General features: G+C 69.4%; 13 protein-coding genes and 1 tRNA gene. 7 read left to right on the top strand and 7 right to left on the bottom strand.

Features of this window, described 5'->3' with window-relative positions; all coding sequences use genetic code 11:
* Positions 1-1,560 (bottom strand): GGDEF domain-containing protein (locus tag G3I65_RS26920; RefSeq protein ID WP_239071469.1); only part of this gene is annotated, 1,560 nt, incomplete at its 3' end.
* Positions 1,561-1,579: 19 nt separating this feature from the next.
* On the bottom strand, positions 1,580-2,398 hold the full coding sequence (locus tag G3I65_RS26915) for an SAM-dependent methyltransferase (RefSeq protein WP_375336721.1): 819 nt from the start codon (positions 2,396-2,398) through the stop codon (positions 1,580-1,582).
* Positions 2,399-2,578: 180 nt separating this feature from the next.
* Here G3I65_RS26915 and G3I65_RS26910 point away from each other — a divergent pair, with 180 nt between their 5' ends.
* The 5 genes from G3I65_RS26910 (at position 2,579) to G3I65_RS26890 (ending at position 7,803) form a co-directional block, all read left to right on the top strand.
* Positions 2,579-3,880: a cytochrome P450 gene (locus G3I65_RS26910; protein WP_160698587.1), complete on the top strand. Its 1,302-nt coding sequence runs from the start codon at positions 2,579-2,581 to the stop codon at positions 3,878-3,880.
* Between the two features lie 127 nt (positions 3,881-4,007).
* Positions 4,008-4,877 (top strand): alpha/beta hydrolase, encoded by an 870-nt coding sequence (locus G3I65_RS26905; protein ID WP_375336720.1) that lies wholly within the window; start codon positions 4,008-4,010, stop codon positions 4,875-4,877.
* A 105-nt stretch (positions 4,878-4,982) separates the two neighbouring features.
* Positions 4,983-5,927, top strand: coding sequence for a ParA family protein (locus tag G3I65_RS26900; protein ID WP_160698586.1), 945 nt, complete (start codon positions 4,983-4,985; stop codon positions 5,925-5,927).
* Positions 5,924-6,472 (top strand): hypothetical protein, encoded by a 549-nt coding sequence (locus G3I65_RS26895; RefSeq protein ID WP_160698585.1) that lies wholly within the window; start codon positions 5,924-5,926, stop codon positions 6,470-6,472. The genes G3I65_RS26900 and G3I65_RS26895 overlap by 4 nt, the downstream gene beginning before the upstream one ends.
* Positions 6,466-7,803 carry a hypothetical protein gene (locus G3I65_RS26890; protein ID WP_309235726.1) on the top strand — a complete coding sequence of 446 codons (1,338 nt, stop codon included), beginning with the start codon at positions 6,466-6,468 and terminating at the stop codon, positions 7,801-7,803. Before G3I65_RS26895 ends, G3I65_RS26890 begins: the two co-directional genes overlap by 7 nt.
* A gap of 34 nt (positions 7,804-7,837) precedes the next feature.
* On the opposite strand, the gene G3I65_RS26885 is transcribed toward G3I65_RS26890, so the two are convergent.
* Positions 7,838-8,419, bottom strand: a complete 582-nt coding sequence (locus G3I65_RS26885) for a TetR family transcriptional regulator (RefSeq protein ID WP_160698584.1) — start codon at positions 8,417-8,419, stop codon at positions 7,838-7,840.
* A 114-nt stretch (positions 8,420-8,533) separates the two neighbouring features.
* Between G3I65_RS26885 and G3I65_RS26880 the strand changes: the two genes are divergently transcribed.
* Complete coding sequence (locus tag G3I65_RS26880; RefSeq protein WP_160698583.1) at positions 8,534-8,884, top strand: antibiotic biosynthesis monooxygenase; 351 nt, start codon at positions 8,534-8,536, stop codon at positions 8,882-8,884.
* A 47-nt stretch (positions 8,885-8,931) separates the two neighbouring features.
* A complete protein-coding gene (locus G3I65_RS26875; protein ID WP_160698582.1) occupies positions 8,932-9,342 on the top strand; it encodes a DUF4267 domain-containing protein in 411 nt (136 codons plus the stop codon).
* Positions 9,343-9,436: 94 nt separating this feature from the next.
* Here G3I65_RS26875 and G3I65_RS26870 read toward each other — a convergent pair.
* The 4 genes from G3I65_RS26870 to glp form a co-directional block, all read right to left on the bottom strand.
* A tRNA-Ala gene (locus G3I65_RS26870) sits at positions 9,437-9,509 on the bottom strand.
* Positions 9,510-9,563: 54 nt separating this feature from the next.
* A complete protein-coding gene (gene glpR, locus G3I65_RS26865) occupies positions 9,564-10,415 on the bottom strand; it encodes a gephyrin-like molybdotransferase receptor GlpR (protein ID WP_160698581.1) in 852 nt (283 codons plus the stop codon).
* A 162-nt stretch (positions 10,416-10,577) separates the two neighbouring features.
* On the bottom strand, positions 10,578-11,246 hold the full coding sequence (locus tag G3I65_RS26860; RefSeq protein WP_160698580.1) for a GNAT family N-acetyltransferase: 669 nt from the start codon (positions 11,244-11,246) through the stop codon (positions 10,578-10,580).
* On the bottom strand, positions 11,246-12,213 hold a 968-nt coding region (gene glp / locus G3I65_RS26855; RefSeq protein ID WP_160698579.1), incomplete at its 5' end, for a gephyrin-like molybdotransferase Glp. The genes G3I65_RS26860 and glp, both read right to left, overlap by 1 nt.

The following is a 12,213-nucleotide window of genomic DNA, read 5'->3' as shown; positions in this document are numbered from 1 at the left end:
CAGCACCAGCCCGGTCGACTCGGCGAGTTCGGCGCACTGCTCGTGGGCCGGCGCCGGTTCGTCCGGCCGGGCCCAGTGCAGGCGGGCTTCGACGCCGGCCACCCCGCCGTCGGCCAGCCGCGCCATCGGCCGGTACCGGACGCTGATCTCGCCGTGCTCCCACGCCCCGGCCATGCCGACGGCCAGCGCCTGCGTCCGCCGGTCTTCGGCGTCGGCCTCGCGGTCGAACATCTTCCACTGGCCGCGCCGTCTTTCCTTGGCCCGCCGCAGGGTCTGGTCCGCCGCGCGCAGCAGCTCCACCGGGTCGATGCCCTTCGACGGCCGGTGCACGACGCCCGCGCTGGCCGACAGCGCGAGCCCGTGCCCGTCGACGAAGAACGGCTCGGCCAGCTCGTCGTTGATGGCGCGCACGATCGTGCCGATGTCCGGCGTCGTCGCCGTGTTCTCGACCAGGATGCCGAACTCGTCGCTGTGGAACCGCGCGATCATCGCCTTTTCCCTGGCCATCACCGCCTTCAGCCGCTGCGCGAAGTGGATCAGCAGCTGCTCGCCGACCCGGCGGCCGAGGCTGTTGCAGACCATCCCGAAGGCGTCGAGGTCGACGTGGAACAGCGTCACGCCGTACACCGGGTCCGCGCGCCGCAGCGCCGTCTCCAGGTGGGTGCCGAAGTACTGCCGGTTCGGCAGCCCGGTGAGGACGTCGTGGAGGGCCTGCCGGCTCAGTTCCCCTTGCAGCAGCATGAGTTCCGTGCCGTCCTCGACCACGACGACGAAGTGCCCGGGCCGGTCCTCGGCGTCGCGCAGCAGGGACGCAGTGAGCGAGATGCGCGCGACGTCGCCGTCCTTGCGCAGCAGCCGTTGCGACTGCCGGACCCGCTCCTTGCCGCCGTCGAGCAGCGCCGCCATCGCCTCGCGCAGGACACCGACGGTCTCGGGGTGCACGACGTCGTACAGCGCGGAGCCGGTCAGCTCACCGGGCTGGTGCCCGAGCATCTCGGCCAGCGCCGCGTTGGCCCGCACGATCCGGCCGTCGAGCGCGACCAGCGCGATGCCGCTCGCCGACGACGTCACCACCTCTTCGAAGCGCGCCTCGCTTTCCTTGAGGTGCCACTGGGCGTCGCGCACCGCCTTGAGCAGCGAGAGGTGCATGATCTCCTGCTGGTCGAGGACGCTGCGCTCGTGCGCGAGCAGGAACCCGCACGAAAGCGCGCCGAGCGTCAGCGCGACGCGCTCGGCCAAGCGGTCCACCGCTTGCAGTTCGGGCAGCGCGGGCAGGCCCTTCGCGAGGACGTCGAGCGTGCACCGCAGCCCGGGCTCGCCGACGTAACCGAGCCCGACCAGCCGCCCGCCGATCCGCTCGGCGGGCGAGGTGTCGGCGGAGGTGCCGCGCAGCGACTCGCACAACGTGCCGAGCACGCCGCGCAGTTCGACGTCGAGTTCCTCGCGGCTGAGCGAAACGACGGTGACACCGCTGAGGAGGTACGCCCACTTGCGAGCGAGCAGGTTCCGCGCGCGTTCCGGGTCGGGGACCGCGGGCCGGTTCACTTGGGGGTCGGGCATCGGCATCGGGCGCGTCCGATCAGTTCTTCCGGCCGATTCCGGCGTACACCAGCATGTTCATCTCGGCGGCGGCGGAGATGTCCGCCGGGCCGGCCGGGCGCCATTCCCCGCAGCCGACCAATCCCGGTTCGACGATTTCGAAACCGGTGAAGAGCTCGGTCACCTGGGCGTGCGTCCGCAGGTTCACTTGGTCGGGGCTCCGGCTTTCCTTGATCGCCTCGGTCGCCTCTTCGAGGTTTTCGCCTTGGTGATCTCCGGTGACGTGGGTGATCGCGAGGAAACTGCCGGGCGCGAGCGCCGCGCCGTAGCGCCCGACGAGTTCGAGCGGGCCGGATTCGTCCGGTACCCAATGCAACATCAAGAGCATCAACAACCCGACGGGCTTTTCGAAATCGAGCAAAGCGCGCACCTGCGGCGCATCGAAAATCTTCTCGGGGTCTCGCATGTCGGCCTGCACGATCGCTGCACGGTCGTTGCCGGCGAGCATCAGCTCGCTGTGCGCGACCGCCACCGGGTCGCGGTCGACGTACACCACGCGGCAGTCCGGGTCCTGCGCCTGGGCGACCTCGTGGACGTTCGCCACCGTCGGGATTCCCGAGCCGATGTCGAGGAACTGCCGGATCCCCTGCGCCGTCATGAACCGCACGGCGCGCCCGAGGAACGCACGGTTCACGCGCGCCGCGTCGCGCAGGCCGGGCATCGCGCGTTCGATCTGCTCACCCACCGCGCGATCGACGGCGAAGTGGTGCCCGCCGCCCAGCATGAAGTCGTACGTGCGCGCCATGCTCGGTACGGAGATATCGACACCCGGTGGTACCCATTCCGGTGATCGTGTCACGAAGAACACCTTCTCAGTCTGTCGGGACCGGAAAGAGCTTAGCGATTCCTCCGGATTCGGCCACTGCGCCATATGCGTGAGCCCACGCCACCCGATCGGGCACTGTACCGTTCGGCCGGACGCGCCTACCGTAGGCCGTCTCCTTGGGAAATCCACACAATGGCGTAACGAGGAGTCCGCATGACCGCCCCGGTCGCACCGGGCCGGTGGCCTTTTCTCGGGCACACTCCGGCACTGCTGAGGCAACGCTTCGCATTCACCAGTTCATTGCACGAGCACGGCGAGATCGTGAAACTCTACCTCGGCCCGGCGCCCACCTACTTCGTCACGAGCCCGCGGCTGGCACACGAAGTGCTGGTCACGGCGGGCCCGAAGTTCCGCAAGGGCGCCATGTTCGACAAGTTCCGGCCGTTCGTCGGAAACGGCTTGGTGCTTTCGAACGGCGACTTCCACCGGAGCCAGCGGCGGCTCATGCAACCGGCGTTCCACCGCGACCGCTTGATCGCCTACGCCGAGATCATGCGGCGCGCGGCGGCCGAACTGGGCGATTCCTGGCGGGCCGGCGAGGTGCGGCCGGTCGACGAGGACATGCAGCGCCTCGCGGTGACGATCGTCGGCGAGGCGCTGTTCTCCACGGAACTGGGAAAAGAGGCGATCGCCGAAGCGCGGAGATCCATTTACCTGATCATCCAGCAGGGAATGATTCGCGCGTTGTCGCCGAAGTTCGTCGAAAAGCTGCCGGTGCCCGGGAACCGGCGGTTCGACGAGGCGATCACGCGGATGCGGGAGATCGTGCTGGCGGTGATCCGCGAGTGGCGGGCCGACGGCACCGACCACGGCGACCTCCTGTCGACGTTGCTGCTGGCCGGCATGACCGACGAGCAGGCGCGCGACGAGGTGCTCACGCTGCTCACCGCGGGTATCGAAACGACCGCGCTGGCGCTGTCCTGGACGTTCCACGAGCTCGGCAGACACCCCGAAGTCGAGGCGCGGGTGCACGCGGAGGTCGACGAGGTGCTGGGCGGTGATCCGGTCACGGCCGAGAACCTCGGGCAGCTGACGTACGTCCGCCAGGTGGTCGACGAGGTGCTGCGCCGGTACCCGCTGTGGATGCTGATGCGCCGCACCCTCGAGGAAGTCGACCTCGGCGGCGTCCGGCTCCCGGAAGGCGCCGAGGTGATCGTCAGCCCCCACGCGCTGCACCACGACCCCGCGTCGTTCCCCGACCCCACCCGCTTCGATCCCGGCCGCTGGGCCCCGGACCGCGCCGCCGAACAGCCGAAGGGCGCGTTCATCCCGTTCGGCGCGGGCAACCGGCAGTGCATCGGAAACCGCTTCGCCCAGAACGAAATCGTCATCACGGTGGCCACGGTGGCCGCGCGCTGGCGGCTGGTCCCGCTCCCGGGCCACCCGGTACGCGTCAAGTTCACCTCGGCCGCCTACCCGGACAGCCTGCCGATGACCGCTGTCCCCCGTCGCTGACTGAGAGGTCGTACTCCCCGTGCTCCGCCTACGTGTTTGTGCTGCGGTTTTCCTGCTGCTGACCCTGCTCCCGACCCCCGCCCGCGCGGCCACGGCGACGTGCGAGGACCTCAACGTCCCGGTGACGGTGGCCCTGCTCCCCCAGACGATGCACGGCCGCCTGTGCGCCCCGCCGGAAGCGCGCACGGTGGTGATCCTCATCCCCGGCGGGACGTACAACGCGTCCTATTGGGACATCGGCTACACCCCGGAGACCCGTTCGTTCCGCCTGGCGATGAACAACGCGGGCATCGCGACCCTGGCGCTGGATCGGCTGGGAACGGGCGCGAGTTCGAAGCCGTTGAGCACCCTGCTGAACGCCTCGGTCCAGGCAACGGCGGCCCACCAGGTGATCCAGTCCGTGCGGTCCCGCTTCCCCGAGGTGATCATCGGCGGCCACTCGATCGGCGCGGCCATGGCGATGATCGAAGCCGGCCGCTACCACGACGTCGACGGCGTGCTGGTGACGGGGATGACCCACCGGATGAACCTGATCACGGTGATCCCGGTCCTGGCCAACATGATCCCGGCCCCGCTGGACCCGGCCGTCCCCGGCCGCGACGCGGGCTACCTGACCACGAGCCCCGGCACCCGTTACACGGCGTTCCACACCCCGGGCCCCCTCGACGACGCGGCGATCGCGTACGACGAGTCCACAAAGGACGTCTTCGCGACGACGGAAGCGGTGGACAGCCTGACGTTGACGACGGTGGTCACCCCGGCGTCCCAGCAGATCACCGTCCCGGTCCTGCTGGTGCTGGGCAACGACCCCCACTTCTGCGGAACCCTCGGCAGCGACTGCTCATCCCCGGAAGCCCTGCGCGCATCGGAAGCCCCCTTCTTCGCCGGCCCCCTGCAGACGTACATCCTCAACGGCTACGGCCACGCGATCAACTACGCCCCCAACGCCCCGACGTACTTCGGAGTGGTGTCGGACTGGCTGAAGAACCTGGGATAGCAGCCAGATCCTGGACAGTTCCGGGACAGTTCGCTCCCGCGGGTCGTCGGTCCGGCCGCGCTGTACTACAAACAGCGCTCAGGACTACACCACCGGGGAGTGCGCATGCGGGTAGTGGCAGTCATGAACTACAAGGGCGGAGTGGGAAAGACGACCCTGACCGCGAACCTCGGCGCGGTGGCCGCCAGCCGGGGTTTGCGCGTCCTCCTCCTCGACCTCGACCCGCAGACCAACCTCACGTTCTCGTTCTTCTCGATCGACGACTGGCACCACCAGCTCAAGGACAACAACCGCACGATCAAGCAGTGGTACGAAGACGAAGTGCCGGGCCGGGACACGCCACTTTCCGGCCTCGTCGTCACCCCCGAGCGGGTCAACAAGGTCCTCGACGGCACCGGCGGGCGGCTCGACCTGATCTCGTCGCACCTCGGTCTCATCGACATCGACCTGGAACTCGCGGCGCGGCTGGGCGGGGCGACCACGATCGAGACGTCGAAGCGGAAGTTCCTCGACCTGCACGACTGCCTGCGGCGTGCGCTGCGCGACGACCACTTCGCCGGCTACGACCTGGTCCTCATCGACTGCGCCCCCAACTTCGGCATCGTCACCAAGACCGCGATCGTCGCCAGCGAACAGGTTCTCGTGCCCGCCAAGGCGGATTACCTGTCCACGCTGGGCCTGGACTACCTCGTGGGCAACTGCGCCGAGCTGGTCACGCAGTTCAACGACTTCGTCAACCACCGCGGCGGCACCCAGGGCCACCGCCCGATCGACCCCGGCATCCTCGGCGTGGTCTTCACCATGGTGCAGATCTACTCGCAGCAGGTGACGCTGGCCCAGCACGCCTACATCGAGGAAGTGCGCCTGAACTCCCGGGTTCCGGTGCTCAACAGCAAGATCCGCAACAGCCCCCGCCACTTCGGCGACGCCGGTGAGAACGGCGTACCGGCGATGCTGCGCGTGGCCGGAAGGGACGAAGTCGTCCGCGAATTCGACCACCTCGCCGACGAGGTTCTCGGCGCGCTCTCCCTGACCGGCGGCCGCCGGTGAACGACCTGAGGCAGCTGGCCGCGTTGCAGGCGAAGGTGTTCGAGTTCCTGGCCCAGCAGGACGAGGCCACGCTGGAGGCGATCGCCAACGGTGACGCGCACTTGGCCATCGCCGGCGCGCAACAGTCCTCCGAACCACCGCCGACGCCGACGCCGCCGACGCCACTGACCAGCTTGACCGTGACGGAACTCAGGGCGCTGGCCAAGAAACGCCGGTTGCGCGGGTACAGCAAACTCACGCGCGACCGGCTCGTAGAACTCCTGGGCGGCCCCGCCGTGAGCGAACCCGAGGCACCACCCGCCGTCGCCGCGAACCCGGACTCCGACGCGGCTGCCATCGCGTCGCACCTGCGGGAAACGGAGACCGAGGAGGAAGGCGCCGCGTACCTCCAAGCGCAGCACCTCGACCGCGAGGGTCTGCTGGCCGTCGCGACCGAGCTGCAGCTCACGCGCGTGGAGCGCCTGCAGCCGAAGGAGCTCGAGAAGAGAGTCCTCAAGCAGGCCATCGGCGCCCGGCGCAAGTTCGCCGGCCTGCGGAAGTGGTGACGGCCGACGGCCGGTCGATGCACTTGATCGGCGGCCGCCGCGTGATGGTCTCGGACCTGCTGGAGGCGGGCCTGGTCCAGGCGGGCGCGAAGCTCCGGTTCAGCCGCAAGCGCATCGGCGCCACGTTCGAGGCGACGGTGACGGACCAGGGCCGCATCCGCCTGGAGCCCGCCGGCGAGGAGTTCCGGTCCCCCTCGCGAGCGGCCATGGTGGCGGCCGGCATGCGCGCGGTCGACGGCTGGCGCGCGTGGGTGCTGGTCGACGAAGACCGCCTCCTGGACTCGGTCCGCCAGGAGTTCCTCGACCGCGCGATTTCCGCGGCCCACCGCCGCTCCGAGGACACGGCCCGCCAGCGCGTCCACGAACGCCTCCGCCAGGCACGCGCTCGCGCCGACCAGGACGACCCCGAGCGCATCTCCGTCCGCGACCTCCTGGCCCTCTGGGGCGCGAGGGACCGCGGCGACCAGGTCAGCCGCATCGAAGCGGACCTGGCCAACCACGGGCTGGTGACGTCCCCCAGCTTCCGCGCGGTCACGCTCGACACGGTGGTGTCGCTGACCACCCCGCCCGACGAGGTCGAGGACATCCCGATCACCGAGGAAGAAGAGGGCGGCGACGACCTCAACGTCCGCCTGACGGTGGGAAACCTGACGCCGCTGGACGGCGTGGCGTCCGTCGGCCCCAACAGCGAGCTGGCCGAAGCGATCACGAAGATGCTCCTCAACGACTACTCCCAGCTGGCGGTCCTCAGCGGCCCCCGCAACCCCCGCGGCGCGATCACCTGGCGCTCGATAGCCCAAGCCCTGCACCAGAACCCGTCGGCAACCGTCGCCGACGCGATCGTCGCCGCGGAGACGGTCGCCTACGACCGCGACCTCTTCGAAGTCCTCCCGGCGTTGCAGCAGCACGAGTTCGTGTTGGTGCTGAACGAGAGCAAGGAGGTCAAGGGCATCGTCACGACCGCGGACGTCGCCCACCGCTACGGCGAAATGGCCACGCCGTACTTCCTGCTGGGCGAGCTGGACCAGACGTTGCGCTGGATCCTGAGCCGCTGCCTGGACCTCGCGGCCGTCCAGCCGCACTGCAGCAGACCGATCAAGTCCTTCGACGACCTGGCGTTCGGCGACTACCAGCGAATCCTGGAGAACAAGGAGATCTGGCAGAAGCTGGGCTGGCCGTTGGACCGCCAGACCTTCACGTCCCGCTTGGAGAAGATCCGCCTGATCCGCAACAAGGTGATGCACTTCCACCCGGACCCGGTCTCCGAAGACGCGATCAAGAAGCTCAGCAACTTCGCGAAGCTGCTGCACCAGTACCGCGACCCGAGCTGAAGCGGAGTGGTGTCGGACTGGCTGAAGTCCTCGTTCAGGGCGTAGGTGCGGTGAGGTACCGCTGGAGCGTGGGTCCGAGCCAGTCCACGATCTCCTCGCGGCTGAGCGCCATGCTCGCCGGGAACCGCAGCACGTAGCGCGTCAGCGCGAGTCCCAGCACGGTCGAGGCGCACAGCGCCGCCCGTGCCGGCGCCTGCTCCGGCTCGGGGCCCACCAGGCGGGCCAGCGGGATCAACTGATCACGCAGCACGCTCTGCATGCGATCGGCGGCGGCCGGGTAGGTGGCGCCGACCCGCATCAGCGCGGTGAACTCCTCGTTCTCCTCCCACAGGGTCAGGAACCGGCTCACCAGCGTGCGGCCGATCGCCTCGCGCGGTTCGAGGGGCAGGCCGGGCAGCCCGGGGTCGATCGAGACGGCCGCCGTGAACAGGTCCGCCTTGGAGCCGTAGTAGCGCATCACCATCGAGGGGTCGATCTTCGCGTCGCGCGCGATGGCCCGGATGGTCGCCTTCTCGTAGCCGTCCGCCGCGAACCTCTCGCGGGCCGCGGCGAGGATCGTGGCGCGGGTGGCGTCGGAACGCCGCGCGGTCTGCTGGTTCTCCGTGGTTCCCGTCATGTCAACAAGTGTAGGCCAACACCTGTTGACATCCCAGCGCCGCCGACCTACGGTTGCCAACAAGCGTTGACCAACAACCGTTGGCAAACCTGGGCACGAGAGGAATCACCGAAGATGGCCACGCTGCAGAGCCTGGACCCGAATACGCCGATGTTCGCGCAGTTCAAGGAGAAGACCGGGCCCATCGTCTTGGCCAACACCTTCTTCGTCCCGGAGGAGCGGACCGAGTCGTTTCTGGCCCTCTTCCGGAGACAAGCCGAATTCATGAAGGCCCAGCCGGGATTCGTCTCCCTGCAGATGCACAAGGGAACGGCAGGCAGCCGGCTCCTGATGAACGTCGCGATCTGGGAGTCGACCGAGGCACTCGCCAAGGCGCTGGGCAACCCGGAGTTCCAGCGCATGGCGGCCGAGTTCTCCGACGACGTCGTGTCCTACCCGCACATCTTCCGGCAGATCGACGCATGACCGTCGGCCGCCCTCTGGATCACCCCAACTCGCATGGAGAAAGAGCAATGTCACCGAAGAAGATCAACACCGTCCTGGCTGCCGTCGTCGTCCTGTTCACGCTCTACCTCGGGTTGTCCTTCGTCCTGCCCCTCGGGACAGCCTTCCCCGGCCTGCCGAACTGGCCTGGTGACGACAGCGGCTTCCCGCTCGTGAAGGGCAGCCGCGAAATCGCCATGGGCCTGGCCGCCGGCGTCCTGCTGGTGACGGGCCACCGCCGCGCCCTGGGCTGGGTCCTGCTGATGACGGCAGTCGCCCCGTTCGGCGACATGGTCAACGTCCTGGCCCACGGTGGCCCCGCAGCCACCGCGTTCGGCATCCACGGCCTGACCTCGACGCTGATCGCGGTCACGGGGTCGCTGATCCTCCGCGAGACCAGCAAAGCTCCCAAGCTCGAAGAGGCCCCTCAGCCGGCCTGATCGCAACGCCGAGGGAATGCCGGCGTCAGAACCATCGAAATAGCACTCTGGCCTGACATTCTGTCGAATGCCAGGCCAGAGTGTTACCTTTGAGTGGAGCTGAGGGGAATCGAACCCCTGACCTTCTCGATGCGAACGAGACGCGCTACCAACTGCGCTACAGCCCCTTGGTTGTGCTCGTAGAGCTTAGCAGTGCCCTACGAGCACCTTCCGCAGGGGGGTCACTCTCCCACCGCACGCCGATAAGGCCCGGTCCCGGGCACGTCCAGCTCCTCGAACGCCGGGTCCTCGTCGTCGAGATCCACGACCACCGCACTGCGCCGGATCCGCGAAGTCGGGGACGGGCGCCGCTCGACGACCTCGCGACGAACCGGCTCGACGACCTCGACGGCCTCGGCGTGGTCCTCCTCCTCTTCGACCGGAGCCGATTCCTCCACCGGAGCCGGAGCCGAAGCCGAAGGAGCACGACGAGGCGCGCGCGTGCTGTTGAACCGCGCGAGCCGGCGCTGCCGGATCTCCTCCTCGATGCGCACTTGGCGGCGCAGGTACACGAGGTACCCGACGAGCGCGACGTCGACGATGGCGTGGCCCCACCAGACCAGCGGCACGAGGAAGCCGGCCACCGCGGCCGTCACGACCGCGATCACGAGCAGGATGACGACGACCCGCTGCCGGAAGCCGTACTTCGCGCGGGCCGCGATCTCGGCCGCTTCGGGGTCGAAGCCGCCTCGGCCCGGGCGGTAGCCGGGCCGGTCGCGTTCCGCCCGCGAGCCGCGCTTCGGCTGCGGGAGCGGCTCGGGGTCGGGTTCCGGGTCGTCGAAGTCGTCCTCGAGTTCGAGGTCCGCTTCGAGTTCCGCGAGGTCGTCCTCGACGGACGGCCGGGACTTCTCGGAACTGTCGGACATGGCGAATTCCTCCCGGTCTTCGTTGCGTCCACCACCACTGCGCACGACCCTGGCCGCCAACGCGGAGTCGGCCGTCCTCGCGACCTGCTGCCGCTTTCGCGCGACCATGGGCACGAGAACGACGAGCCATGCCGCGGCGAGCGCGACGATGATCACGGAGCTGGGCATCTCCCGTCACCTCCCCCGATCCTTCACCTGAAATCACGCTAGTCACAGGAGTAACAGATCGGGCGGAGGCTCGCCGGGTTCGATCACGGAAATGCCTCACCGGATTAGGTGAATCTCACAGCATGTGGTAACGCGGCTACTGACCCAGGTGGGTAATCACGGTCAGGCGTGGTCGGCGCGGCCCGCGGCAACCAGCCGGGACACCAGGCCAGGCCCGGTCTCCTCGCGCGTGACGGCGAAGCAGTAGTGGTCCCGCCAAGCGCCGGCGACGTCGAGGTAGCGCTCGAACAGCCCCTCCTGCCGGTAGCCCGCCTTGGTGAGAACCCGCAGGCTGGCGGTGTTTTCCGGGCGCACGGTGGCCTCCAGCCGGTGCAGGCCGGCCGGGCCGAAGGCGTGGTCGGTGACGAGGGCGACGGCGGCCGTCGCGACCCCGCCGCGGACCACTTCGGACGACACCCAGTAGCCGATCCAGGCGGACCGCAGCGACGCCCGGATGACGTTACCCACAGTGATCTGACCGGCGAGCCGCCCGTCGAGGGTGATCGTGAACGGCAGGCACTGACCACGCCGCGCGAGCGAACGCAGCGCCGCCCACTGCGACGGCCATGACCAGAAGGCGTTGCGTTCCGGCCACGGACCGACGCCCGTCGGCTCCCACATCTCGAGGTGCGCCCGGTCCCGGAGCCGGATCCGGCTCCACTCGGCCGCGTCGCGCAGCCGGACCGGCCGGATCGCGACCACACCGGCGGGCACCCGCAGCGGGCCGAGCCGTGCCGGCCAGCCCGGGTGCCTGCTCTCGACCGGGTAGGACACGCCGGACACGGAGTTCATCAGGCCCGTTGCGCCAGGAAGGTGACCTGGACCTGCTCGCCCGCGGCGACTTCGGTCAACTCCTCCGGAACGTTGATCAGGCAGTTCGCTTCGGCCAGCGACGCGAGCAGGTGCGCCCCGGACTGGCCGAGCGGCTGGACCAGGTACTCGCCGTTGGCCTCGTCGCGCAGCAGCTGGCCACGCAGGAACCCGCGCCGGCCTTCGGTCGACGTGATCGGCGACAGCAGCCGCGCGCCGACGATCCGCCGGTGCGGGTTGCGGGTCCCGCGCGCCGCCCGGATCAGCGGCCGCACGAGCACCTCGAACACCACCAGCGCGCTCATCGGGTTGCCCGGCAGCAGGAACGTCGGCACCGAATCGGGCCCGAGCCTGCCGAACCCCTGGACCGAGCCGGGGTGCATCGCGACGCGGGTCAGGTCGATCCGGCCGAGGTCGGACAGCGCGGCGTGGACCTCGTCGCCGGTGGTGCCCCCGGCACCGCCCGCGACCACCACGATCTCCGACATCAGGAGCCGTCCCTCGACGATCTCCCGCAGCCGCTTCGGCTCGCTCGACACGATGCCGACCCGGCTGACCTCGGCGCCCGCGTCCCGCGCGGCCGCGGCCAGCGCGTAGGAGTTGACGTCGTAGACCTGCCCGACCGACGGTGTCCGGTCGATGTCGACCAGCTCGTCGCCGACCGACACGATCGAGACGCGCGGCCGCGGGTAGACCAGCACCTTCGCCCGGCCGACCGCGGCGAGCAGGCCGACCTGCGCCGAGCCGATGGTGTCGCCGTTGCGCACCGCGACGTCGCCGATCTGGACGTCTTCACCCGCCCGCCGGACGTACCCGGCGGAGGGCACCGAGCGGTGCACGGTGACCTTGGCCTGGTGCCCATCGGTGTAGGCGAGCGGGACGACGGCGTCGGCGAGCGTCGGCAGCGGCGCGCCGGTGTCGACGCGCACCGCCTGGCCGGGCTGGAGGC

Origin of the sequence: Amycolatopsis sp. SID8362, assembly GCF_010550475.1 — a bacterium.
Lineage (GTDB): Bacteria > Actinomycetota > Actinomycetes > Mycobacteriales > Pseudonocardiaceae > Amycolatopsis > Amycolatopsis eburnea.
Note: the sequence above shows the minus strand (reverse complement) of the source record. Positions and strands in the feature narration are given on the sequence as shown.

Bases quoted from the DNA above. Each gene is read 5' to 3' on its own strand.
- G3I65_RS26910 (WP_160698587.1), top strand. From the start codon at position 2,579: ATGACCGCCCCGGTCGCACCGGGCCGGTGGCCTTTTCTCGGGCACACT.
- G3I65_RS26900 (WP_160698586.1), top strand. From the start codon at position 4,983: ATGCGGGTAGTGGCAGTCATGAACTACAAGGGCGGAGTGGGAAAGACG.
- G3I65_RS26885 (WP_160698584.1), bottom strand. From the start codon at position 8,419: ATGACGGGAACCACGGAGAACCAGCAGACCGCGCGGCGTTCCGACGCC.
- G3I65_RS26880 (WP_160698583.1), top strand. From the start codon at position 8,534: ATGGCCACGCTGCAGAGCCTGGACCCGAATACGCCGATGTTCGCGCAG.
- G3I65_RS26875 (WP_160698582.1), top strand. From the start codon at position 8,932: ATGTCACCGAAGAAGATCAACACCGTCCTGGCTGCCGTCGTCGTCCTG.
- glpR (WP_160698581.1), bottom strand. From the start codon at position 10,415: ATGCCCAGCTCCGTGATCATCGTCGCGCTCGCCGCGGCATGGCTCGTC.
- G3I65_RS26860 (WP_160698580.1), bottom strand. From the start codon at position 11,246: ATGAACTCCGTGTCCGGCGTGTCCTACCCGGTCGAGAGCAGGCACCCG.